Here is a 22,995-nt window from a genome sequence, read left to right on the forward strand (position 1 = left end):
CTCGGCAGGGAGCACCGCGCACCGGCATGATGGCCCCGTGCGCACGACGGTAGACGCGGAGTTCGGCGTCCGGGTGACGAAACCCGGTCTCGCCGCGATCTCGGTCGCCGCCGTGCGCGCGGACGCCGGCGAACTCACGGTGTCCGACGCCGGTTCCGCACGCACCGCCGAGTTCGAACACGGCACGCGTGCGGAGGTGTACGACCTCGCCGAGGGCGAGCATCGCGTCGCCTATCACGGAGAACGCGTGCTGCACCGAGGCAACGCCGAAACCGTCACGCTCGCCGACATCGCGCGGTACACCCGGCCCAGCCGGTACTGCCCGTCCGATCGGATGAGCGGCTTGCTGCCGCCGGACATCGGCGATCTGCCGGACGCGCGGGCGCGAGTGCAAGCGATCGTCGATCACGTACACCGCAGGCTCATGTACACCGTCGGCTCCGGCGGCCCCACTCACGACGCCATCGACACGCTCCTCGCTGGCGCAGGCGTGTGTCGCGACTTCGCGCACGTGTGCATCGCACTGTGCCGACTCGTGGATGTTCCCGCGCGCTACACGTCGGTGTACGCACCGGGTTTGCAGCCGATGGACTTCCACGCGGTCTTCGAGGCAGGCATCGACGGCCGCTGGTACGTCTTCGACGCCACCCGCCTGGCCCCGCGCCAGACCATGCTCCGCATCGCGACCGGACGCGACGCCGCCGACACCCCGTTCCTCGCGACACTGGGGTGCGAACTCGACTTCCTCGGCGCGACCGTCTTCGCCACGACCGACGAACCGCTGCCGCGTGACGACGGGCACGCCCCGGTCGTACTGGCCTGAATGCGTGTCTTTTGCGACAAACAGCGCGTCCGCTGGGTAGACAGGGACAGTGAAGCGTTCCCGCGAGACCCCCGGGCCGAGCAGATGGGCCCGTGCGCGTGCCCGGTACCGATGGCTTGACCACATCGCCCGGGCCACCAACCGGTACATCGACTACGGCGGCTACCACTACGTCGCGTCGATCACCTACTTCAGCCTGCTGTCGCTGGTGCCGATCCTGATGCTGTCGTCGTCGGCGGCCGGGTTCGTGCTCGCGTCGCAGCCGCATCTGCTCGACGCGCTGGTACGCGGCATTTCCGGTTCGCTGCCCGGCCCGATCGGCTCGCAGGTGTCGTCGATCCTGACCGGGTTCGTGGAGCAGCGCACCGGCGTCGGGGTCGCCGGTCTGGTCGTGGGCCTGTACTCCGGCTGGAACTGGATGAACGCGCTGCGGGACGCGCTCACCGCGATGTACGGCCAGAACCGGTCCGAGGGACCGCTGCTTCGCACGATCCTCATGGACGTGCTGGCGTTGCTCGGCCTCGCCGCGGCGCTGCTGGTGTCGTTCGGGATCTCGGTGTCCGGCACGGCGGTCGGCCGCTCGCTGCTGGGGCTGGTCGGCGTCGAGGACACGAGCTGGGGGCACAACCTGCTGTCGTTCGTCTCGGTGCCGCTGGCGCTGCTCGCCGACTGGATGGTGTTCCTCTGGGTGCTCACGCGGCTGCCGAGGGAACGCGTCGGCTGGCGCAGCGCGATGCGCGGCGCGGTCGCCGCCGCGGTGGGGTTCGAACTGCTCAAACTGGCCGGCGGGTTCTACCTGAACCTGATCAGCAAGTCGCCGTCCGGCGTCGCGTTCGGTTCGGTGATCGGTCTGCTGTTCTTCATCTCGCTGATCGCGCGGATGCTCGTGTACATCACCGCCTGGACCGCCACCGCCCGCGACGCTCCGCGCAAACCGATCCAGCCCCCGGTCGCGACGCAGCTGCGGCCGATCATCGCGCCCAAGCAGAACAGCGCGAAGGCTGCGGTGCTGGGCGCGATGGTCGGCGCGTTGGGGACGTTGTTCGCGTTGAGGGGGCGGCGAAAGGACTCTTGAGCCGGTGCTACCCGGCTGGATCACTCATGAGGGCTTTTCGGAGCCCACGACCCACATGCTGTAGTACTGCGAGCCGCCGCCGTAGGCGTGTCCCATCGCGATCCGGGCACCGTCGACCTGGTAGTCGCCAGCGCGGCCCATCACCTGTTTCGCCGCTTCGGAAAACCGCAGCATCCCGGACGCGCCAATCGGATTCGACGACAGCACGCCGCCCGACGGGTTCACCGGCAGCCGTCCGCCGAGCGCGGTGTCGCCGGCCTCGGTGATCTTCCAGCCCTCGCCTTCGGCCGCGAAGCCGAGGTTTTCCAGCCACATCGGCTCGAACCAGGAGAACGGCACGTAGATCTCCGCGACGTCCACTTCGGACAGCGGATCGGTAATGCCCGCGTCGCGCCACAACGCGGCGGCGGCGTCGCGACCGGCTTGCGGGCTGACCTGGTCGCGTCCGGCGAACGTCGTGGGCTCGGTCCGCATCGCCGTCGAGTGGATCCACGCCGCGCCACCCGGCACAGCGTCCCCGGCGGCTTCGTCGCCGAGCACCATCGCGCAGGCGCCGTCGGAGGACGGGCACGTTTCGTCGTAGCGGATCGGATCCCACAGCATCTGCGAGGCCTGCACCGACTCGACCGTGATGTCGGGCTGCTGCAAGTGCGCGAAGGGATTCAGCGCGCCATTGCGCCGATCCTTCGCCGCCACGATCGCCCCGATGTGTTCCGGCGCACCGGAACGGCGGATGTACGACCGCACGTGCGGTGCGAAGTATCCGCCGGCTCCGGCACCGACCGGCATCTGGAACGGCGGCAGGATCGACAGGCCCCACATCGCGTTCGATTCGGACTGCTTCTCGAACGCCACCGTCAGCACGCGCTGGTGCACGCCGGACTGGACCAGCGAAGCGGCGACCAGCGCGGTCGACCCGCCGACCGAACCCGCGGTGTGCACGCGGATCAACGGTTTCCCGTTCGCGCCCAATGCGTCCGCGAGGAACAGTTCGGGCATCATGACGCCCTCGAAGAGGTCCGGTGCCTTGCCGATCACGACGGCTTCGATGTCGTCCCATCCGACCTGGGCGTCCACCATCGCGCGGTCGATCGCTTCGCGGAGCAGACCGGCCATCGACACGTCGGTGCGCTTCGCGCGGTGGTGCGTCTGCCCGGTCCCGAGCACCGCGGCGAGCTGTTTCGTCATCGTGCCTCCAGCACGGCGAGGAGGTTCTGCTGCAGGGCAGGTCCGCTGGTCGCGTGGGCGAGCGTCTTGGCCGCCTCGCCGCGATGGATGCGCGCTGCGGCTTCGCCGATCCGCGCGAGACCGGCGGAGAACATCGGATTCCCGGTGAGCGCACCGCCGGACGGATTGATCCGGAAGTTGTCGTCGAGATCCAGTTCGCGGCGCAGGATGAGTTCCTGGTGCGTGAACGGCGCGTGCAGTTCGGCCAGTTCGACACCGTCGAGATCCAGCCGGGCCGCGGCTAAAGCGGTGGACGGGGAACGCGTGAGGTCGCGCGCACCAAGCACGGGGGAGTCGATGCGGTGCTCCAGCCCGGAGATGATCGCGGGCCGCTCTACGAGGTCGCGCGCTCGTTCTTCCGACGCCAGGATGATCACCGCCGCGCCGTCCGTCACCGGCGCGATGTCATGTGCACGAAGGGGATCGGCGACATACGGGGTGTCGAGCAGATCGGCGACGTCGACGGTTCCGGACAACTGAGCGGCCGGGTTGTTCGCCGCGTCGGCACGCGAGCGGGCCGCGACTTCGGCGAGGTCCTTTTCGGACCACAATCCGCCTTCAAGTCCCAACCGGGCCTGGAGGCCAGCGATCGCGAGAGAGTCCGGCCACAGTGGAGTGACGAGGTACGGGTCCAGCTGCATCGCCATGACCCGGCGGAGCTGTCCGGCGCTGGCTTTGCCGAAGCCGTACACGAGCGCGGTGTCGACTTCGCCGGTGCGGATCTTCAGCCAGGCCTCATACAACGCCCAGGCGGCGTCCATTTCCACATGGGACTCGTTGATCGGCGGGAACGCACCCAGCGCGTCGACCGCGGCGATGAACGAAAAAGCGCGTCCGGCAAGGTAATCCGACGAACCGGAGCACCAGAATCCGATGTCTTTTTTGGACAGTCCGGTGGCGGCGAACGCCTCGGCGAGGATCGGCACGAGCATTTCCACGCCGTTCGTGGTGCCCTCGGTCTTCCGGACGTTGGGCGCCTGCGCGAAACCGGCTACGGCTACTTCAGGCATGGTTCCTCACAGGTGGTGGGCGAAGGTCTCGTACGCGGCGTCCGGCTCGCCGGTGGGCTCGAAGTGGCTGATGTTCTCCAGCGACGTCCACCATTCCTCGCGCGGCCGCCAGTTGGCGCGCACGCGCATGCCCATCCGGACCTCCTCGGCGGCGCAGCCGAGAACCAAGTGCAGGAAGGCGATGTCGGCTCCGTCGAGCAGGATGTACGCCGCGACGTACGGAGGTTTGATGCGCTGGCCGAGGAACGGCACGTTGACGATGCAGAACGTCGTCACGATGCCGGTGTCGGGCAGTTCCACCTCGTCGGTGGTCGGCACGCCGTCCACCGGGCACGCGCCGCGCGGCGGGATGTAGACCTTGCCGCACGCCGGGCAGCGCTGGCCGAGCATCCGTCCTTCGGCGAGACCGCGCAGATACCGGCTTTCCTCCGGCGACGCGGAGTGCTGGTATTTCAGGTGCACTGGCGTGATGATCACGCTGACCGGCGCACCTTCCTCGCGTTCCGCCACCGGCGGGGGAGCCTCGGTGGGCGTGGTGTCCGGCGCGTCCGCGGGCAGGAAGTACGCGATGTCGCGGATGTGGCCGACCGTTTCGTCAGCCCACCGCACGCGCACTCGCTGTCCGATGTGGACATTGTCCGGGGAACCGGCGTCGAGAGCGTGCAGCAGGCTGGTGTCCGCGCCGTCGAGTTTCACCAGCACCCAGGCGAACGGACGCGACAGCGGCTGGCCGTCGAGCGGATCCGCGCACCAGGACCAGGAAACCACGGTGCCTTCGTCGGCGACCGGGACGAACTCGGTCAACGGGTCCGCGGTGGCCGGGTCGTACTCGACCGGCGGCACGTGCACGCGTCCGTCGCTGCCGCGCACGCCTTCGATCCGGCGTTCGCGCAGCGCGTTGACGAACCGGCCGAGCACCGGGCCGGTCGAACGGGTGTAGTCGAAGCCGACGTTGAGCGGCGCCGACAGAGGGGCATCCGAAACCGTCACGGCTCCGAGTGAAACACGTTCTCGAATCCGAGGCAAGGAACCTGTTGTGCCAATGTGGAACGCGTTCTAGATTTGGATGCTATGGACCTGGGACTGTGGACCATCGCCGCGGCCGAGCCCGCCCGGGTGGCGCTGGTTGATCCGGACGGGCGGGAAATCTCCTACGGCGATCTGACGGCGAAAGCCAACCGGTACGCCTCCGGGCTGCGCGAGCTGGGCCTCGGCGTCGGCGATTCGGTGGTGCTGCTGCTGCCGAACGGCGACGACCTGGTCGCGGCGTACTTCGCGGCGATCCAGACCGGGCTGTACGTGGTGGTGGTGAACTGGCATCTCGTCGGGCCGGAAGTGGCGTACATCCTCGCCGACAGCGGGGCAAAGGCCTTTCTGGCCCACGAACGGTTCGCGGACGTCGCGGTGGCTGCGGCCGACGAGGCCGGGCTGCCCGCTTCGGCGCGGTTCTCGGTCGGCTCGGTGGCCGGCTTCCGTCGCGTCGAGGAACTCGGCGCGGGGCTGGGCGACGCGCGGCCGGACAACCGGACCGCCGGGTCGCCGATGCTTTACACGTCTGGCACGACTGGGCGGCCCAAGGGCGTGAAGCGGCCACTGACCGGGGCGGACCCGGATCAGGTGCCTGCCGCGTCGACATGGTTCTTCGGAGTGTTCGGGCTGCAGCCGTTCGACGGTCACGTGCATCTGTGCGGTTCGCCGTTGTATCACACGGCGGTGCTCAATTTCGTGGCTATTTCGCTGCAGCTGGGGCACACCGCGGTGCTGATGGACCGGTGGGACGCCGAGGAAATGCTGCGGTTGATCGAGCGGCATCGGGTTACGCACAGCCATATGGTGCCGACGCAGTTCCGCCGGTTGCTGGCTTTGCCGGACGACGTGCGGGCGAAATACGACCTCAGTTCGCTGCGCGTGATGATTCACGGGGCGGCGCCTTGTCCTATTGAGGTCAAGCGGCAGATGCTTGACTGGTGGGGACCTGTCGTTACCGAGTATTACGCGGCGACTGAAGGCGGCGGGACGGTGATTTCCGGCGAGGACTGGCTGCGCAAGCCCGGGTCGGTCGGGTTGCCGTGGCCGGGGTCGACGATCCGGATCCTGGACGACGCTGGGAACGAGGTGCCGGTTGGCGAGACCGGCGCGGTGTACATGAAGATGGGCGACTCCAAGTTCGAGTATCACCGCGACAAGGCCAAGACGGAGAAGGCTCGGGTCGGGGATCTGTTCACGCTCGGGGACGTCGGGCATCTTGACGAGGACGGGTATCTGTTCCTGCACGACCGCAAGGCCGACATGATCATTTCCGGCGGGGTGAATATTTATCCGGCGGAGATCGAGGGCGAACTGGTGATGCATCCGAAGGTCGCGGATGTCGCGGTGTTCGGGATTCCGCACGAGGATTGGGGCGAGGAGATCAAGGCGGTGGTGCAGCCCGCGGACGGGGTCGAGGGGTCTCCGGAATTGACCGCCGAGTTGCTTGCCTACGCCGAAACTCGCCTGGCGCGGTTCAAGCTGCCGCGGTCGGTGGATTATCTGCCGGAGTTGCCTCGGGATCCGAACGGGAAGCTGTACAAGCGGAAGTTGCGGGAGCAGTACGTGTCCTGAGAGGGCGCCCCGAAGCCCGATTGCGACGACGGCGCGGGGGAGTGTGGGTGCTTGGGCGGGCCGGGTGCTCCGGCTGCGGTGGGTGGCGGGGCTGGCTAGCGCCCCAATGTGGCATTGGGTGCGTCTGACGCACCGAACGCCACATTGGGTGCATGTGACGCACCGAACGCCACATTGGGTGCGTTGCGGCGGCGGGGTTCCCCTCGCGGACGGTCGTCAGCGGCCTTGGAAGTTAGGTTTGCGCTTTTCGGCGAAGGCTTTCGGGCCTTCCTTCGCGTCGGCGGAGGCGAAGACCTCGATGCCGTATTTGGCGTCCAGTTTGAACGCTTCCTCCTCGTGCATGCCTTCGGTGTCGCGGATGGTCTTGAGGATCGCGCGTATCGCCAGCGGGCCGTTGTCGTTGATCAGTTCAGCGAGTTCCAGCGCGCGAGCCAGCGCTTGACCGTCGGGGACGACGTGGCCGACCAGGCCGATGTCGCGTGCCTCCGCGGCGGTGATGTGCCGGCCGGTGAGGAGGAGGTCGGCGGCGACGGTGTACGGGATCTGCCTGGGCAGCCGCACGGCTGAGCCGCCCATCGGGAACAAGCCCCAGCGTGGTTCGGAGACGCCGAACTTCGCGCTTTCGGCGGCCACCCGGATGTCGGTGCCCTGCAAGATTTCCGTGCCGCCCGCGATGGCCGGGCCTTCGACGGCGGCGATGAGCGGTTTCGTCAGACGGCGGCCCTTCAGCAGGCCCTCGATGCGGCTCGGGTCGAAGGAACCGTTTGCGAAAGATTTGTCCGGAGCGTTGCGGGACATGGATTTCAGGTCCGCGCCGGCGCAGAACGCGCCGCCCGCGCCGGTCAGGACGCAGCTGCGCACCTGGTCGTCGGAATCCACCCGGTCCCAGGCCTCGACCATGATCGAAAGCATCTCGCCGGTGAGGGCGTTGCGGGCTTCCGGGCGGTTCATCGTCACCACGAGCGTGCGGCCTTCGAGTGCGACGAGTGCGTGGGGTTCGGCCACCGGGGCCTCCTTGTCAGCGGACCGGGGTCATCGGGATCATTGCCCAGAACGATAACATGTTCTACTTTGGGTGCGTGGCACTCAACATCGCGGATCTACTCGAGCACGCCGTCGACGCCGTGCCGGAACGCGTCGCGGTCGTGTGCGGACAGCGCCAGGTCACCTTCGCGCAACTGGAGAAGCGCGCGAACCGGCTGGCGCACCACCTGGCCGCGCACGGCGTGGGACCCGGCTCCCACATCGGTGTCTATTCCCGGAACTCCATCGAAGCACTGGAAGCCATGTTCGCCGCGTACAAACTGCGCGCGATCGCGGTGAACGTGAACTACCGCTACGTCCACGGGGAGCTTCGCTATCTGTTCACCAACGCCGACCTGGTGGCGCTGGTGCACGAGCGGCGCTACTCCGACCGGGTGGCGGCAGTGCTGCCGGAAACACCAAAACTGAAACACGTTGTAGTCGTCGAGGACGGTTCGGACACGCCGTACGAGACGGGCGTCGAGTACGAGTCGGCGCTCGCGGCCGAGTCGGACGAACGCGACTTCGGCGAGCGCAGCGCCGACGATCTGTACATCCTCTACACCGGCGGCACCACCGGCTACCCCAAGGGCGTGCTGTGGCGGCACGAGGACATCTGGCGCGCACTCGGCGGGGGCATCAACTTCGTCACCGGCGAGTACGTGCCGGACGAATGGACGCTCAGCGAACAAGGCAAATCCGGTTCGCTCGTGAGGCTGCCCGCCGCGCCGCTGATCCACGGAGCGGCGCAGTGGGCCGCGTTCGGCGCGCTGTTCACCGGCAGCCCGGTGGTGTTCGTCCCGCAGTTCGACGCGCACGACGTCTGGCGCGCGGTGCAGGAACACAAGGTGCAGGTGCTGACGATCGTCGGCGACGCGATGGCGCGGCCGCTCGTGGACGCGTACCGCTCCGGCGATTACGACGCCTCGTCGCTGGTCGCGGTGTCGAGCCACGCGGCACTGTTCTCGCATTCGGTGAAACAGGAATTCCTGGAGATGCTGCCGAACGTCGTGATCACCGACGCGATCGGCTCTTCGGAGAGCGGGTTCACCGGAATCGGCATGGTGGGCAAGGATTCCGACCATTCGGCGGGTCCGCGGGTGAACTTCGGCAAGGACGCCATCCTGCTCGACGACGACGGCAAGCTGGTCGAACCGAAACCCGGCGCGATCGGGCTGATCGGCCGCCGCGGGCACGTCCCGCTCGGCTACTACGGCGATCCGGAGAAAAGCCGCACCATTTTCACCGAAATCGACGGCGTCCGTTACGTCGTGCCCGGCGACTACGCCCGCTACGAGGAAGACGGCACGGTTACGTTGCTGGGCCGGGGATCGCAGTGCGTGAACACCGGCGGCGAAAAGGTGTATCCCGAAGAAGTCGAGGGCGCGCTGAAATCGCATCCGGACGTTTTCGACGCTCTGGTCATCGGCATCCCGGACGACCGGCTCGGCCAGCGCGTCGCCGCCGTCGTCCAGCCGCGCCCCGGCGTGCGGCCGGATCTGGCCGCGCTGGAAGCGCACGTGCGCACCGAGATCGCCGGATACAAGGTGCCGCGCACGGTGTGGCTGGCCGAGGAAATCGGCCGTTCGCCGAGCGGCAAACCGGATTATCCGTGGGCCCAGCGGTACGCCGCCGAACACGAACCCGCCTAGGAGGGCGCATGCGCACATCGTTGTGCGACCGGTTCGGCATCGAGGTGCCGATCTTCGGATTCACCCCGTCGGAACACGTCGCGGCCGCGATCAGCCGGGCGGGCGGCATGGGCGTGCTCGGCTGCGTCCGGTTCAACGACGCCGCCGAACTCGACGCGGTGCTGTCCTGGATGGACGAAAACACAGACGGAAAGCCTTACGGCGTCGACATCGTGATGCCGGCCAAGATCCCTTCCGAAGGCACCCAGACCGATCTGAACGAGCTGATCCCGCCCGGCCACCGGGCGTTCGTCGACAAAGTGCTGAAGGATCTTTCGGTCCCGCCCCTGCCGGACGACACCGACGAACGCGCCGGGGTCCTCGGCTGGCTGCACTCGGTCGCCCGGTCCCATGTGGACGTCGCGCTGAACCACCGGATCAGCCTGATCGCCAACGCATTGGGATCGCCCCCGGTCGACGTGATCACCCGCGCGCACGACGCGGGCGTCCCGGTGGCCGCTCTCGCCGGCAAGGGCTCGCACGCCGCCCGGCACGTCGACAACGGCGTGGATCTGGTTGTCGCACAAGGACATGAGGCAGGCGGCCACACCGGGGAAATCGCGACCATGGTGCTGGTCCCGGAAATCGTGGACGCCGTCGGCGACCGCGCCCCGGTGCTGGCGGCCGGCGGCATCGGCTCCGGCCGCCAGGTCGCCGCCGCCTTGGCGCTGGGTGCGTCCGGCGCGTGGATGGGCTCGTACTGGCTCGCGACGGAGGAGTACCTCCAGACGATGCCCGAATCGGAGGCAATGCAGAACGCACTGGTCGCGGCGACCTCCGCGGACACCGTGCGAACCCGGATCTACACCGGCAAGCCTGCTCGCCTGCTGAAAACCCGGTGGACGGAGGCGTGGGCAGCGCCGGGTGCCCCGGAACCGCTGCCGATGCCGTTGCAGAACCTGCTGGTTTCCCATGCGCACAACCGGATCCACGCCGCCGCGGACCCGTCGGTGGTGTCGATGCCGGTGGGGCAGATCGTCGGCAGGATGGACCGGGTCCGCCCGGTGGCCGAGGTGATGGCGGAGCTGGTGCGGGGATTCGAGGACACGGTTTCCCGGTTGGACAAGATCCGCTGAAACTCAGGCCAGGCGCTGTTTGATGAAGAGAGCGGCCCGGTCAAGGGCTTGATTCGCTTCGTCCAGGGTGTCGGTGAAGGTCTGGAAGACGTGCGGGACGTCGGCGGTGACATCGAGGATCACGTCGACGTCCGCGGCGCGGGCTCGTTCCGCCAGCCGGACCGAGTCGTCCAGCAGGATCTCGTTCGTGCCGACTTGCAGCAGGATCGGCGGGAAACCGGTCAGGTCGGCGTGGACCGCCGGGGCGAGCAGCGGCTGGGCGGGATCCGCGCCGGCCAGGTACAGCTCGCCGGTGCGGCCCATGCTCTCCCTGGTGAAGAAGGGGTCGCGGTCCTCCTTCGTCACCATCGACGCCCCGGTGCGGGTGTGGTCAAGGCCGGGTGAGAACGCGACGATCCCGGCAGGCACCGGCAGTCCCGCGTCGCGGGCGGCGAGGGTGGTGGTCACGCTGAGGCCGCCGCCCGCGGAGTCCCCGGCGAAGACGATCGAGGACGGGCCGGTGTCCTCCAGCAGGCTCCGGTAAGCGGCGAGGCAGTCTTCGATCCCGGCCGGGAACGGGTGCTCGGGCGCGAGCCGGTAGTCCAGCGACAGCGCGCGGATTCCGGTGCGCTGGACCAGGTTCGCCGTCAGCGCCATCGCCGTGTGCGGGGATCCGAGCGAGAACGATCCGCCGTGGAAGTACAGGATCGTGCCCGGCCGCGGCTCTCCCCGCGGCTCGACGAGGACGGCCGGTCGCCCGGCGAGCGTGGTCGGCGTTTGCCGCGGCTCTGCCGGGACGGGGAACTGGCTCATCAGCGCGGCGAACCCGGCCCGCATCTGGTCGATCGACGACGGCTCGGACCCCTGCGGTGCCTGCCGCAGCTTCTCGTCCACCGCGCGGCGCTGGTCCCTGCTCATCCGCTCTCCTCAAGATTCTTCGGAAGTATATGCCGAGGCATGTAATGCTAGACTATATGCCGTGGCAGGTACTTCGGCAAACGAGCAGCTCTTCGACCATCTGGTGCGGTGCGAGACCCGGATCTACAACGCGCTGAACGAGCGATTCAAGGCCGGGCACGGGATCGTCGCGTCGCAGTTCGAGTTCCTGCGGTACCTGCAGCGGCATCCGCAGTCGCGGGTCGCGGACCTCGCGGTGAACTTCGCCATCGGGATCGGGGCGACCAGCAAGGGCATCGACCGGCTCGAAACGCGCGGCTGGGTGCGGCGCGTGCCGAATCCCGAGGACCGGCGCTCGTCGCTCGTCGAACTGACGCCTGCGGGGCGCGATCTCGCGGAGGCGGCGGAGGAGACATTCCGGGAGCAGCTCGAGGAGTTGATCGGCTCGGTGGTGAGCGGGGATCAGGCCGCGGCGGTCATCGCGGTGCTGGCTGCGCTTCGAGGGGAGTTGGAGGAGCGGAACGTGGGGCTTCCGGCGGGGTAGTCGGAAGGGGTTCGGGGCGGTGGTCGTCCTTGCCGGGCCGGGCCCGGTTTGTGCTGTTGCGGTTCTGGCGGCGGTCGGGGCGAATGGTGGTGCTCGCGAGGCGAGGCGCGTGGCGGGGGTGCCAGGCGGGGAAGCACGCTCCGGGGTGCGAGACGCAGCATGATCTCCTGGCGAGTGGCAGCGCTGATCGTGCTCGCGAGGCGGCGTGCGAGCCGTCGCCGCACGTTGAGTCGTGGGGATGCGTCGCGTATGCCCGGGGCGGTTGTGAATTGTCGAAGCGGGGGATCGCCGCGCTCGACGGGCGGGGTGCGAGGCAGCCAGATCGCGATTCGCGGCAGAAGCGCCGCATGTGGCGGCAGTGTTGAGCATCGCCGCAGAGGAAACGCCGCACGGCCGCAGGACGGCACCAGCGCTGATCATTCTCGCGGAGCGAGGCGCGAGCCATCAACCGAGCAGCGAGCTGCAGCGGATGCGTCGCGGGCAAGCCGCGGTGGCAAGCGAACCGCCGCCGGAGACGTCTGCGCGAGCCGGGTGCGGAACCCCAGTGGAGTCTCCCGCACCCGGCTCAGCTCAGCTCGTCAGATCTTCCCGGCCGCCTCGGCGATGTCGGAGGCGAACGTGCTCACCTCGGTGTACACGCCGGGAGCGTGGGCCCGGGCACAGCCGTCGCCCCAGCTGACGATGCCCACCTGGACCCATTCGCCCGCTTCGTCGCGGCGGAACATCGGGCCGCCGGAGTCGCCCTGGCAGGTGTCGACGCCACCGGTGTCGAGGTTGCCCGCGCAGAGTTCCGCTTCCGGCTTCAGGTCGGTGTAGCTGCCGCCCTGGGACTGGCACGTCGAGTCGTCCACGAACGGGACCTCGGCCTTCAGCAGGTAGCGCTGCTGCGCGCCGCCTTCCTGGGCCGCGCCCCAGCCGGCGATGGTGAACGTGCCGGAGTTGTTGTCGGCGTTCTTCGCGATCGGCAGCGTCTGGATGCCGGTCACCGGGCTCGCGAGCTTGATCAGCGCCCAGTCGCCGCCGGTGGAATCGTACGTCGGGGAGCGGTAGACGTAAGTCGAGCGCACCTTTTTCGCGCTCGAACTCTGCAGGTCGACGACACCGAGCGTCGCGGTGATCGACGAATCCGCCCCGGTGCGGTCGACGCAGTGCGCGGCGGTCAGCACGATCTGGTCCGTGTACAGCGCGCCGCCGCAGCCCATCGAAAGCCGGACCATCCACGGGAATTCTCCCTGGCTGGCGCGAGTTCCGCCGACGACCTGAGGTTCCGCGCCCGGAGACGGCGTCGACGCCACGGCGGGCGTCGCGAACCCGGCGGCGGCCGCGAGTGCCGCGGCACCGGCGAGAACTCGCGTGAGCATGCTGAAGTTTCTCTTGTCGGCCAAGGGGATTGTCCTTCCGGTGTCCACTGTGGAGCTTCCGCTCCCGGGGCGGGGAGGTGTCGTGCGGTGACGAATCGACTACACCAGAGCGGCGGTAAGTGGACAACCAACTTTCTTCGGATCTTTCGGATTCTTCACCGGATCCGGCAGATTTCGGAGCGGAAGACAACGGTAAAAGCGGTCTTGACCTGGGGATGCGTGCTTATCGGAGTAACCGGGCGAGGGCGGAGCGAGGGGGACTTTCGCGCACCGGATCAGGAAACCTCTTGCCGGAAAAGGAAAACCGGCCGGTCAGTCCGCGATCCGTCGGCGGCGCACCAAGTACGCCACCACGCCCAGCCCGAGCACCAGGCATCCACTGAGCACCGAAGCGATCGGCAGGCTGAACGCCAGCACCGCACATCCCGCCAACCCGCCGGCCGCGACGATCTTCGGCGCGGCCCCCTCGTCCCGGCGCAGCGTCAACGCGGCAGCGTTCGCCACCGCGTAATACGCGAGCACCGCGAAGGACGAAAACCCGATCGCACCACGCAAATCCGTCGTCGTGGCCAGCACCGCGACCACTACGCCAACCGCCAGCTCCGCCCGGTGCGGCACCGAAAACCGGGGATGCACCGCAGCCAGGAACCGCGGCAGGTGCCCGTCCCGCGCCATCGCGAGCGTGGTCCGCGAGACGCCCAGCACCAAGGCCAGCAAAGAGCCCAACGCGGCCACCACCGCGCCGATTCGAACGACCGGCGACAGCCATGGCACGGCGGAAGCGAGCGGATCGGGACTCGTGCCGATTCCGTCCGGCCCCAATGTCACCAGCAGCACCACCGCCACCACGGCGTACACCACGAGCGTGAGTCCCAAAGCGAGCGGAATCGCGCGCGGAATCGTGCGGGCGGGATCGCGGACTTCTTCACCGAGAGTGGCCAGCCGGGCGTAACCGGCGAAGGCGAAAAACAGCAACCCGGCCGCTTCGAGCACTCCGCCGCCGTGAAACGGGGACCACGGGGAAACGTGCTCGCCGGAGAATCCGAAAACCGCGACCAGGGTGAGCACCACCAGGGTGACGCAAACGATCACCCGGGTCGCCAGCGCGGACCGGTGCACGCCCAAGTAGTTCACGCCGGTGATCAAGCCGATCACGGCCACCGCGAGCAAACTCCGCCAAGGCTGGCCGAGTCCGGGCGCGGCGTAAGCGACGACGGTCAGCGTCATCGCGGCGCAGCTCGCCGTTTTCCCGGCGACGAAGCCCCAACCCGCTATGTATCCCCAAAATTCACCGAGCCGAGCGCGTCCGTACACATAGGTGCCACCCGATTCCGGATACAGCGCGGCAAGACGGGCGGAAGAAGTCGCGTTGCAGTAGGCGACTAACGCGGCCACGGCGAGGGCAGGAAGCAATCCCGAACCCGCGGCGCGCGCGGCCGGGGCGAAGGCGGCGAAAACGCCGGCGCCGATCATCGAACCGAGTCCGATGAAAACGGCGTCGGCGAGGCCTAGCCTGCGAGCCAAAGGCATTGCGGATTCCTCCCGTGGGGGTCAGTTCGCGAGACAGCGAACCACGCGCCGCCCGTCTGGCATAGGCTCGGGTCTCGTGCCCACGTCTTCGCCGCTGTCCCGCCTGTCCGCCGACGGACCGGTCCGCGACGGCATCCCGGATCACGGCCGCGTGCCGCGCTACTACGCCGTGAAGGTCGAACTGCTGGCCGTCATCGCCGAACTGGGCGAAGGCAGCGCGCTGCCGACGGAACGCGAACTGTGCGAGCGGTTCGAGGTGTCCCGCGCGACGGTCCGGCAGGCGGTGGGCGAACTCGTCCTCGAAGGCAGGCTGTCGCGACGGCAGGGGAGCGGCACGTACGTCGCCGCGCCGAAGCTGGTCCAGCCGCTCGCGCTCGTCAGCTACACCGAAGGCCTGCGCCGCCAAGGCATCCGGCCCGGCCGTACGCTCATCACGCTCGAACGCCGCGCCGCGGGCACCGGATTGGCCGCCGACCTGCAGATCGAACCGGCCGCCGAGGTGATCCACCTGGAGCGCGTGCTGCTCGCCGACGACGAGCGCGTCGGCCTCGAATCAACCTTCCTCCGCGCCGACAAGTTCCCGACGCTGGACGAGGATTTCGATCCGGAGCAGTCGCTGTACGCGTTCCTGCGCGACGAACTGGGCGTGGTCTTCGAGGGAGCCGAGGAACGGGTGGAGACCGTGCTCGCGACGCCCCGGGAGGCGCTGCTGATCGGCACGAACCCGGCTTTGCCGATGCTGCTGCTGCACCGCGTGTCGTGGGGTCCGGACGGCGAGCCGTTTGAGCGGGTCCGGTCGCTTTACCGCGGTGACCGGCTGAGTTTCGTCACGCGACTGAATCGCGTCGAGTAGCTGTCACATTCCGCGCCGCCGGTTCGTTCCCTCCGTGCCGAACGGAGGGACAACCATGGAAATCGCGCTGTGGACCGCTCAGGCGGCTCTGGCCTTGCTTTTCGCCTTGTCCGGCGTGCTGAAGTCGACGATGTCGCGGCAGCGGCTGCTCGAGACGGGGCAGACCGGAGTGGCCGCGTATCCGATGCCGGTCGTGCGCTTCACCGCGATCTGCGAACTCGTCGCGGTGGCCGGCCTGATTCTTCCGAGGCTGACCGGGATCGCTCCAGTGCTCACCGGATGGGCCGCGGTCGGCTTGGCGGTGGTGATGGCCGGTGCGATGGCGGGGCACCTGCGGCTGGCCGTCACTGAGCACCGGTCGGCGGAGTACCGCAACGTGGCGGCGAATGTCGTGATCCTGGCGGTGTGCGTGTTCGTCGCCGCGGGCAGGCTGTGAAGATAACAGAACGGTAACTCATCCGGTCCAATATTCGAGGCCGCTTCATCTAGCGTTCCCCGTGCCGACAGGCTCCGTTGAGCGCGGGCGGCGACTGTTGCGGCCGTGCGAATCCTCATCGTTGGCGGCGGCGTGCTCGGCACCCAGCACGCCTGGCAGGCCGTGGAACGCGGTCACGAAGTACTCCAGCTCGAACGCGAGCCGGAGGCGCGCGGAGCGTCCGTCCGCAATTTCGGGCTCGTCTGGGTCGGCGGCCGCGCCTCCGGTCCAGAGCTGGAGACGGCGGTGCGCGCCCGGGAGTTGTGGGAGCGGATCGGCGAACGCGTGCCCGCGCTGGGTTTCCGGCCCAACGGCTCTCTGACGGTCATCCGCACCGACGCCGAGCTGGCCGTCGCGCAGGAGGTCGTCGCCGGGCCGGAGGCGGCTGAACGCGGCTTCAAACTCCTCGACACGAAGGAGACCCGGGCGCTGAACCCGGCTCTGCGAGGCAACTTCACCGGCGCGTTGTGGTGTGAGCGCGACGCAGCTGTCGAACCGAGGACCGCGCAGCCTGCCCTTCGCGCAGCACTTGAAGCCAGCGGTCGCTATCGCTGGCTGCCGGGCCGCGAAGTGCGGAAGCTAACGGAAAACGGCGTCGTCGACGACCACGGCGAGCGGCACGAAGGCGACGTCGTGGTGTTCTGCACCGGCGCGTGGCTCGGCGGCCTGGTCCGCGAGATCGCGGGCGAGATTCCGGTGCGACGGGTCCGGCTGCAGATGGCGCAGACCGAACCGCTGGACGAGCCATTGCCCACCAGCGTCGCGGACGGCGACAGCTTCCGGTACTACCCGGCCTACCGCGGCGCTGCGCTCGATGCGATGAACGAAGGCCAGCCGCAGGGCGAAATCGCCGCGCAGAACGCGATGCAGCTGCTGATGGTGCAGCGCCGCGACGGTTCGCTCACCATTGGCGACACGCACGAGTACGCGCAGCCGTTTTCCTTCGACGTCACCGAAGACCCGTATGAACACCTCGCCGAGGTGGCGGGCGCGTTGCTCGGCCGGTCGCTGCCGAAGATCCGCCGACGCTGGGCCGGTGTGTATGCGCAGGCAACCGACCAAGCCGCGGTAGTGCACCGGGAACAGTTGTCCGGCAACGCTTTCCTCGTCACCGGCCCTGGCGGCCGGGGAATGACCTGCTCGCCCGCAATCGCCGAAGACACCGCAAAGGAGCTGGGCTGGTGACCACCGAACTCGTCGTGCTCGACATGGCCGGAACCACCGTCGCGGACGACGGACTGGTAGAACGTGCCTTCACCGCGGCGATCGCCGCCGCCGGAGTGTCCGAAGAGGACGAACGATACGCCGGGATGCTCGGCTACGTCCGCGAAACCATGGGCCAGTCGAAAATCACCGTGTTCCGCGCGCTGCTCGGCGACGAAGACCTCGCCCAGCGCGCGAACGCCGAATTCGAAGGCTCGTACGGACGCCTGGTCGAGGCCGGGGAGTGCAAGCCGATCCCCGGTGCCGAGGAAATCATCCGCGGCCTGCGCGACCAGGGTGTCCGGGTCGCGTTCACCACCGGCTTCGCGCCCACGACTCAGCGCGCGCTGCTGGACGCGCTCGGCTGGCGCGACCTCGCCGACCTCGCGCTCGCTCCCGGCGACGGCGTGCGCGGCCGTCCCTATCCCGACCTCGTCCTCGCTGCGGCGTTGAAACTGCAGGTCACCGACGTCCGCAACATCGCGGTCGTCGGCGACACCCCCGCTGATGTCCGCACCGGTCTCACCGCCGGCGCCGGAATCGTCGCCGGAATGCTCACCGGCGCCAGCAACCGCGGCGAGCTGGAAGCCGCGCGCGCCACCCACGTCCTCGACTCCGTCTCCGCCCTCCCCGCCGTGCTCGAAGGAGCTGCCCAGTCATGAGAATCCGAAAAGCGGCCGTCGTCGCTCTCACCGCGACCCTCGTCGGCCTGCTGTCCGCGTGCGGCGGCACGGCGGGCGGCGCGTCCGGCGACCAGACCGTCACCGTGTACACCGCGGACGGGCTGGAGGACTGGTACAACGCCCGGTTCGCCGAGTTCAAACAGCAGACCGGGATCACCGTCCAAGCGGTCACGGCCGGTTCCGCCGAGGTCGTTTCGCGCGTGGGCAAGGAAAAGGCCAACACTCAGGCGGACGTCCTCGTGACGCTCCCGCCGTTCGTGCAGCAGGCGGCGAAGGAAGGACTGCTCGCCGCGTCCACGCCGAAGGGCGCCGACCAGGTTCCGGCCGCGCAGAAGGACCCGCAGGGCCGCTACTACGCGATGATGAACAACTACCTCAGCTTCATCTACAACCCGCAGCAGGCGAACCCGGCCCCGAAGACCTGGAACGACCTGCTCGACCCGAAGTACAAGGGCAAGCTCCAGTACTCCACGCCCGGTGAGGCGGGTGATGGAACCGCGGTGCTGCTGCAGGCCCAGCATGTCTTCGGCGACCAGGGCGCGCTCGACTACCTCGGCCGCTTGCAGGCGAACAACGTCGGCCCGTCGTCGTCCACCGGCAAGCTTCAGCCGAAGGTCGCGAAGGGCGAGGTGCTCGTCGCGAACGGCGATCTGCAGATGAACCTCGCCGAGATCGACAAGAGCGGCGGGTTCTCGGTGTTCTTCCCGGCCGACGCGCAGGGCAAGCGGTCCACCTTCGCGCTGCCGTACTTCGCCGGGCTGGTCAACAACGCGCCGCACGCCGACAACGCCCGCAAACTGCTCGACTTCCTGTTCTCGCCGGAAACCCAGGCGAAGGCCAGCGACGCGTACGGCATCCCGGCCCGCTCCGACGTCAAGCCGCAGGGCCCGAAGGCGGAGAAGATCACCGCCGCGATGTCCGGAGTGGACATTTGGACCCCGGACTGGAACACCGTCCTCGGCCGCCTCGACGCCGACCTCGCCGCGTACCGGAAGGCCACCGGACAGTGACTCCGGCAGTAGAGTTCCGCGGCGTATCCGTCCACTTCGGAGCGACGCAAGCGCTTGCCCCGCTGGATCTTTCGGTGGCGCGCGGGGAAACACTGGCGTTGCTCGGACCGTCCGGCTCCGGCAAGTCGACCGCGCTCAAGGCGCTCGCCGGGTTCCTCCGGCCGAGCGCCGGACGGGTGCTGCTCGACGGCCAGGACGTCACCGACCTGCCGCCGCACCGGCGTGGCCTCGGCGTGGTGGTGCAGAGCTACGCGCTCTTCCCGCACCAGCGCGTCGCCGACAATGTCGCGTTTGGACTCAAGGCGCGGAAGATGCGCCGCACGGACGTGATGCAGCGCGTCGGCGAGGTGCTGGAACTGGTCGGGATGAGCGAGTACGCGCGCCGGTATCCCCGTGAGCTGTCCGGTGGGCAGCAGCAGCGGGTCGCGCTGGCTCGGGCGCTGGCGATCCGGCCCAACGTGCTGCTGCTCGACGAGCCACTGTCCGCATTGGACGCCGCGCTGCGCGAGGACATGGTCGCGGAACTGCTGCGGCTGCGGGCAGAATTGCCGGACACGACGCTGATTTACGTCACCCACGACCAGAGCGAGGCTCTCGCACTCGCCGACCGGATCGCGGTGCTGCGCGACTCCCGGCTGGTCGAACTCGGTCCGTGCGAACAGCTTTACCGCCGTCCGGCCACCGAGTTCACCGCGAGTTTCCTCGGCGCGGCGAACCTCATCCCGGTCGAACTGGTGCGCGCGGACGGAACGGTTGCGACGGTCCGGCTGGCCGGGCGAGAGCTGTCCGCGGAACCATCCGGCACCCTCCAGCCGGAACGACCGGTGGCGCTCGGCGTTCGGCCGCACCGGATTTCGGTCGGCGAACCCGGGCCGGGCACCTTCCCGGCTCTGGTGCGCGGCGTGCAGTGGCGCGGTTCCGGGTACCGGCTCGACCTGCGGCTCACCGACGAGGTCTGCGACATCCGCGCCGAGGTGCCGGACAGTCCCGTGCTGCCTGCCGTCGGCGACCGGGTCGGGGTGTCCATTCCGGACGGTTGCCCGCTGGTAGGAGTCGGCGGATGACCGGCCTCGCCCTCGGGACTGCCGCACTCGCCCCGACCCGGCGCGGCGCGCGGCCCCGCCGGTACCGGATCGGCTGGCTGCTCCCGCCCGCGATCGTGGTCGCCGGGTTCTTCGGCTACCCGCTGGTGCTGGTGATCCTGCAGTCGTTCACCGCGCAGGACGGCAGCGTCGGCTTGTCAGTGTGGACGCAAGTGCTGTCCTCGCCGGAATTCGGCCGCGCGGTGTGGCAGACGGTGTTGCTGGCCTTAGGGTCGATGGCCGGCTGTGTACTGCTCGGCGGTTTCCTCGCGCTGGTTGTCGCGTTCGTCCCGTTCCCCGGGGCGACATTGCTGGCGCGGCTGGTGGACACGGTGCTGGCGTTCCCGTCGTTCCTGATCGCGCTGGCCTTCACGTTTCTCTACGGCGGCGCGGGAATCTTTGGCACCGCAGGTTTTCTGTACTCGCCGTGGGGTGTGCTGCTCGCCGAGATCACCTTCTACACGCCGTTCGTGATGCGCCCCGCTCTCGCTGCGTTCAGTCAGGTTCCGTCCGCGCAGCTGGAGGTGGCGGCGAGCCTCGGCGCGCGGCCGGGCCGGGTGCTGTGGCGGGTTGTGCTGCCGGAAGCGTTGCCGTCGCTCGCGTCCGGGGCGTGTCTGGTGCTGCTGCTGACGATGAACGAGTTCGGCATCGTCCTGTTCCTCGGTGCGAAGGGCGTCTCGACATTGCCGATGCTGGTGTACGGCAAGGGAATCGTCACCTTCGACTTCCCGGCGGCTTCGGTGGTCGCAGTGGTGAACGTGGTGCTTTCGCTGGTGCTCTACACGGTTTACCGGCGCGTGGTCGGGAGAGGAGGCCGCCGTGCTGCTGTGGACGCGGCGTAGCCGGTTGCTGGTGTGGCTGGCGTTCGGCGTGGTTTTCCTCGGTGTGGTGGCTGCGCCGCTGGTGATGATCGTCCTGGCGTCGTTCGCCGGAAGCTGGACGGGTGTGCTGCCCAGCGGGCTCACCGGCGCGCATTACACCGAGGCACTGTCCGGCGAAACGTTCGCGAGCCTGTCGGTGAGCGCGCAGACCGGGGTGATCACATCGCTGGTCTCGGTGGTGCTCGGAACCTGGGCCGCACTGGCCGTCGACCACGCGCCGCCGCGGCTGCGCCGGATCGCGGATTCGCTGTTCCACCTGCCGATCGCGGTGCCTTCGGTGGTGCTGGGGCTCGCCTTGCTGGTGGCGTTCAGCCGGCCGCCGCTGGCGTTCAACGGCACGCGCTGGATCGTGCTGGCCGGGCACCTGATGATCCTGCTGCCCTTCGCGTACAGCACGGTTTCCGCCGCACTGCAACGGGTTGACCCGCTGCTCGCGCAGGCCGCGGCGAGTCTTGGCGCGCGTCCGTTGCGGGTGCTGCTGCGTGTCCGGTTGCCGGTGTTGCTGCCCGCGATGTCGGCTTCGGCCGGTTTGGCGCTGGCGATGTCGATGGGCGAATTGGGCGCGACGATGATGCTGTACCCGCCGGACTGGCGGACGCTCCCGGCGACCATTTTCTCCCTGACCGACCGGGGACAGGTGTTCCTGGCTTCGGCGAGCACTGTGCTGTTGCTGGTGGTGACGCTGGCTGGGGTGGTGCTGCTGGGGCTCGTGCGGGGGAAGGCTTCGGCTCGGTGAAATAGTTTTCGCTCGGATGCAACCTTTCCGGTGCCGATTCCGTCCGCGATGCATGCGGACAACAGGGAAAATTGTGGGAGCGAGCGCGCTGCTGCTGACGGTCGCGGCGTGCGGGGGCAACGGGACCGTGGCTGCGCCGGTTTCCTCCAGCCCGGCGTCCAGCTCGGTGTCCAGTTCGGTGGCGGTGCCCTCGTCGCCGTCGGTTTCGCCGCCGCCAGTGACAGCGCCGCCGAAGAGCCGTCCGACGCAGGGGCCGCCGCCTGGGGATACCGCGCCCGCGGCTGGGCAGGTCAATGCTTCGGCACTGCCGGCTGATTACCCGCACGATGTCACCCTCGCGGAGGGTGGGGCTGTGGTGGTGATCCAGGCCGAGGAGGGCGGATGCGACAAGCTCAGTGCGAAGGCGGGGGAGCAGACGGCGACTCAGGTTGTCGTGCTGGTGACTAAGACCAAGCCGCCGCACGGGCAGATGTGCCCGATGCATGTGCGGGAGATTTCGCTGCCGGTCCGGCTCGCCGCACCGCTGGGGGGACGTCAATTGGTGCTGCGGGCCGGTTCGTGAAGATCGGGTGCAACCCGGCGGGGCGGTCGTACCGTCCAGGGAGCATGAGGTACTCGACGAAGCTGATCGGAACGACACGACTGGCAGGCGCGGCACTGGTGCTCACCATGGCGGCCGCGTGCGGCAGCCCGGCGGGCATGGCGAACGCACCAGCGTCCGGGACCGAGACTGCGCCGGCGAGCGGCAGCGTTTCGGCGCCGCCTACGGGTAAACCGCAGTTCAATCCGCCTCCTGGGGCGGTGCGGGTGCCGGACAACCGGGTTGACGGGACTGCGCTGCCTAAGACGTTTCCTAAGGAGGTTTATTCGGACAGCGGGGGGAAGGTGCTCGTGGTGCGGGCTGAGGAAGGGGGGTGTGGGCATGCGCTTGGGGCCGCTACTGAGCAGACTCCGCAGCGGGTGGTGGTGGATTTGAGCGAGACCAAGGCGCAGACCGGGCAGATGTGCACTATGGATTTGCGGCATCCGGTGATTTCGGTGCCGTTGGCTGCGCCTATTGGGGATCGGGTTGTGGTGTTGAAGCAGTCTCCTGCTCGGTGACGGGGCGGTCGGACGGCTCGTCGGGGGGTCGTTCGGTCAGGGGGGCTCGTCGCCTGGCGGCGACATTGCCGTGGGTGCTGCTCGGGGCACCCCGAAGCCGATTGTGACGACGGCGCGGGGGTGCTTGTCAAGGC

General features: G+C 68.7%; 23 protein-coding genes. 16 read left to right on the top strand and 7 right to left on the bottom strand.

Annotated features, from left to right (window positions below; translation table 11 throughout):
* Positions 1 to 37: 37 nt before the first annotated feature.
* The gene (locus tag ACWGIC_RS27565; protein WP_452078824.1) at positions 38 to 823 is read left to right on the top strand and encodes a transglutaminase-like domain-containing protein; all 786 of its coding nucleotides are present in this window, start codon (positions 38 to 40) and stop codon (positions 821 to 823) included.
* Positions 824 to 872: 49 nt separating this feature from the next.
* Positions 873 to 1,898: a YhjD/YihY/BrkB family envelope integrity protein gene (locus ACWGIC_RS27570; protein ID WP_452078825.1), complete on the top strand. Its 1,026-nt coding sequence runs from the start codon at positions 873 to 875 to the stop codon at positions 1,896 to 1,898.
* 24 nt (positions 1,899 to 1,922) lie between these two features.
* On the opposite strand, the gene ACWGIC_RS27575 is transcribed toward ACWGIC_RS27570, so the two are convergent.
* From ACWGIC_RS27575 to ACWGIC_RS27585, 3 genes are read right to left on the bottom strand one after another with little or no spacing between them, the layout of a single operon-like run.
* Positions 1,923 to 3,086 carry a thiolase domain-containing protein gene (locus tag ACWGIC_RS27575; RefSeq protein WP_452078826.1) on the bottom strand — a complete coding sequence of 388 codons (1,164 nt, stop codon included), beginning with the start codon at positions 3,084 to 3,086 and terminating at the stop codon, positions 1,923 to 1,925.
* Positions 3,083 to 4,135, bottom strand: coding sequence for a thiolase domain-containing protein (locus tag ACWGIC_RS27580; RefSeq protein WP_452078827.1), 1,053 nt, complete (start codon positions 4,133 to 4,135; stop codon positions 3,083 to 3,085). The genes ACWGIC_RS27575 and ACWGIC_RS27580 overlap by 4 nt, the downstream gene beginning before the upstream one ends.
* 6 nt (positions 4,136 to 4,141) lie before the next feature.
* The gene (locus tag ACWGIC_RS27585) at positions 4,142 to 5,125 is read right to left on the bottom strand and encodes a Zn-ribbon domain-containing OB-fold protein (protein ID WP_452078828.1); all 984 of its coding nucleotides are present in this window, start codon (positions 5,123 to 5,125) and stop codon (positions 4,142 to 4,144) included.
* An 81-nt stretch (positions 5,126 to 5,206) separates the two neighbouring features.
* On the opposite strand from ACWGIC_RS27585, the gene ACWGIC_RS27590 reads away from it, so the two are divergent.
* A complete protein-coding gene (locus tag ACWGIC_RS27590) occupies positions 5,207 to 6,736 on the top strand; it encodes an acyl-CoA synthetase (RefSeq protein WP_452078829.1) in 1,530 nt (509 codons plus the stop codon).
* A 216-nt stretch (positions 6,737 to 6,952) separates the two neighbouring features.
* Here ACWGIC_RS27590 and ACWGIC_RS27595 read toward each other — a convergent pair whose 3' ends face one another.
* On the bottom strand, positions 6,953 to 7,741 hold the full coding sequence (locus tag ACWGIC_RS27595) for a crotonase/enoyl-CoA hydratase family protein (RefSeq protein ID WP_452078830.1): 789 nt from the start codon (positions 7,739 to 7,741) through the stop codon (positions 6,953 to 6,955).
* A 74-nt stretch (positions 7,742 to 7,815) separates the two neighbouring features.
* Between ACWGIC_RS27595 and ACWGIC_RS27600 the strand changes: the two genes are divergently transcribed.
* The gene (locus ACWGIC_RS27600) at positions 7,816 to 9,411 is read left to right on the top strand and encodes an acyl-CoA synthetase (RefSeq protein WP_452078831.1); all 1,596 of its coding nucleotides are present in this window, start codon (positions 7,816 to 7,818) and stop codon (positions 9,409 to 9,411) included.
* Between the two features lie 8 nt (positions 9,412 to 9,419).
* Entirely contained in the window at positions 9,420 to 10,526 is a 1,107-nt protein-coding gene (locus ACWGIC_RS27605; protein WP_452078832.1) for an NAD(P)H-dependent flavin oxidoreductase, read from the top strand.
* A gap of 3 nt (positions 10,527 to 10,529) precedes the next feature.
* Here ACWGIC_RS27605 and ACWGIC_RS27610 read toward each other — a convergent pair whose 3' ends face one another.
* A complete protein-coding gene (locus ACWGIC_RS27610; RefSeq protein ID WP_452078833.1) occupies positions 10,530 to 11,423 on the bottom strand; it encodes an alpha/beta hydrolase in 894 nt (297 codons plus the stop codon).
* Between the two features lie 61 nt (positions 11,424 to 11,484).
* On the opposite strand from ACWGIC_RS27610, the gene ACWGIC_RS27615 reads away from it, so the two are divergent.
* On the top strand, positions 11,485 to 11,946 hold the full coding sequence (locus tag ACWGIC_RS27615) for a MarR family winged helix-turn-helix transcriptional regulator (RefSeq protein WP_452078834.1): 462 nt from the start codon (positions 11,485 to 11,487) through the stop codon (positions 11,944 to 11,946).
* Positions 11,947 to 12,524: 578 nt separating this feature from the next.
* On the opposite strand, the gene ACWGIC_RS27620 is transcribed toward ACWGIC_RS27615, so the two are convergent.
* Both ACWGIC_RS27620 and ACWGIC_RS27625 read right to left on the bottom strand, forming a co-directional pair.
* On the bottom strand, positions 12,525 to 13,331 hold the full coding sequence (locus ACWGIC_RS27620) for a S1 family peptidase (RefSeq protein WP_452078835.1): 807 nt from the start codon (positions 13,329 to 13,331) through the stop codon (positions 12,525 to 12,527).
* A 288-nt stretch (positions 13,332 to 13,619) separates the two neighbouring features.
* Positions 13,620 to 14,837, bottom strand: a complete 1,218-nt coding sequence (locus ACWGIC_RS27625) for an APC family permease (protein WP_452078836.1) — start codon at positions 14,835 to 14,837, stop codon at positions 13,620 to 13,622.
* 76 nt (positions 14,838 to 14,913) lie between these two features.
* Here ACWGIC_RS27625 and ACWGIC_RS27630 point away from each other — a divergent pair, with 76 nt between their 5' ends.
* The 10 genes from ACWGIC_RS27630 to ACWGIC_RS27675 all read left to right on the top strand — a co-directional run bounded on the left by ACWGIC_RS27630 (position 14,914) and on the right by ACWGIC_RS27675 (position 22,861).
* Positions 14,914 to 15,690 (top strand): GntR family transcriptional regulator, encoded by a 777-nt coding sequence (locus ACWGIC_RS27630; RefSeq protein ID WP_452078837.1) that lies wholly within the window; start codon positions 14,914 to 14,916, stop codon positions 15,688 to 15,690.
* Positions 15,691 to 15,745: 55 nt separating this feature from the next.
* Complete coding sequence (locus ACWGIC_RS27635) at positions 15,746 to 16,126, top strand: DoxX family protein (protein WP_452078838.1); 381 nt, start codon at positions 15,746 to 15,748, stop codon at positions 16,124 to 16,126.
* Between the two features lie 105 nt (positions 16,127 to 16,231).
* A complete protein-coding gene (locus ACWGIC_RS27640) occupies positions 16,232 to 17,350 on the top strand; it encodes a TIGR03364 family FAD-dependent oxidoreductase (protein ID WP_452078839.1) in 1,119 nt (372 codons plus the stop codon).
* On the top strand, positions 17,344 to 18,030 hold the full coding sequence (locus tag ACWGIC_RS27645; protein ID WP_452078849.1) for a phosphonatase-like hydrolase: 687 nt from the start codon (positions 17,344 to 17,346) through the stop codon (positions 18,028 to 18,030). Before ACWGIC_RS27640 ends, ACWGIC_RS27645 begins: the two co-directional genes overlap by 7 nt.
* Positions 18,027 to 19,061, top strand: coding sequence for a 2-aminoethylphosphonate ABC transporter substrate-binding protein (locus ACWGIC_RS27650; protein WP_452078840.1), 1,035 nt, complete (start codon positions 18,027 to 18,029; stop codon positions 19,059 to 19,061). The genes ACWGIC_RS27645 and ACWGIC_RS27650 overlap by 4 nt, the downstream gene beginning before the upstream one ends.
* Complete coding sequence (locus ACWGIC_RS27655) at positions 19,058 to 20,125, top strand: ABC transporter ATP-binding protein (RefSeq protein WP_452078841.1); 1,068 nt, start codon at positions 19,058 to 19,060, stop codon at positions 20,123 to 20,125. The genes ACWGIC_RS27650 and ACWGIC_RS27655 overlap by 4 nt, the downstream gene beginning before the upstream one ends.
* Entirely contained in the window at positions 20,122 to 20,985 is an 864-nt protein-coding gene (locus ACWGIC_RS27660; RefSeq protein WP_452078842.1) for a 2-aminoethylphosphonate ABC transporter permease subunit, read from the top strand. The genes ACWGIC_RS27655 and ACWGIC_RS27660 overlap by 4 nt, the downstream gene beginning before the upstream one ends.
* On the top strand, positions 20,963 to 21,760 hold the full coding sequence (locus tag ACWGIC_RS27665) for an ABC transporter permease (RefSeq protein ID WP_452078843.1): 798 nt from the start codon (positions 20,963 to 20,965) through the stop codon (positions 21,758 to 21,760). The genes ACWGIC_RS27660 and ACWGIC_RS27665 overlap by 23 nt, the downstream gene beginning before the upstream one ends.
* A 73-nt stretch (positions 21,761 to 21,833) precedes the next feature.
* Positions 21,834 to 22,322: a hypothetical protein gene (locus tag ACWGIC_RS27670; protein WP_452078844.1), complete on the top strand. Its 489-nt coding sequence runs from the start codon at positions 21,834 to 21,836 to the stop codon at positions 22,320 to 22,322.
* Positions 22,323 to 22,366: 44 nt separating this feature from the next.
* Positions 22,367 to 22,861, top strand: coding sequence for a hypothetical protein (locus ACWGIC_RS27675; RefSeq protein ID WP_452078845.1), 495 nt, complete (start codon positions 22,367 to 22,369; stop codon positions 22,859 to 22,861).
* Positions 22,862 to 22,995: the final 134 nt, after the last annotated feature.

This window comes from Amycolatopsis sp. NPDC054798, assembly GCF_053611505.1.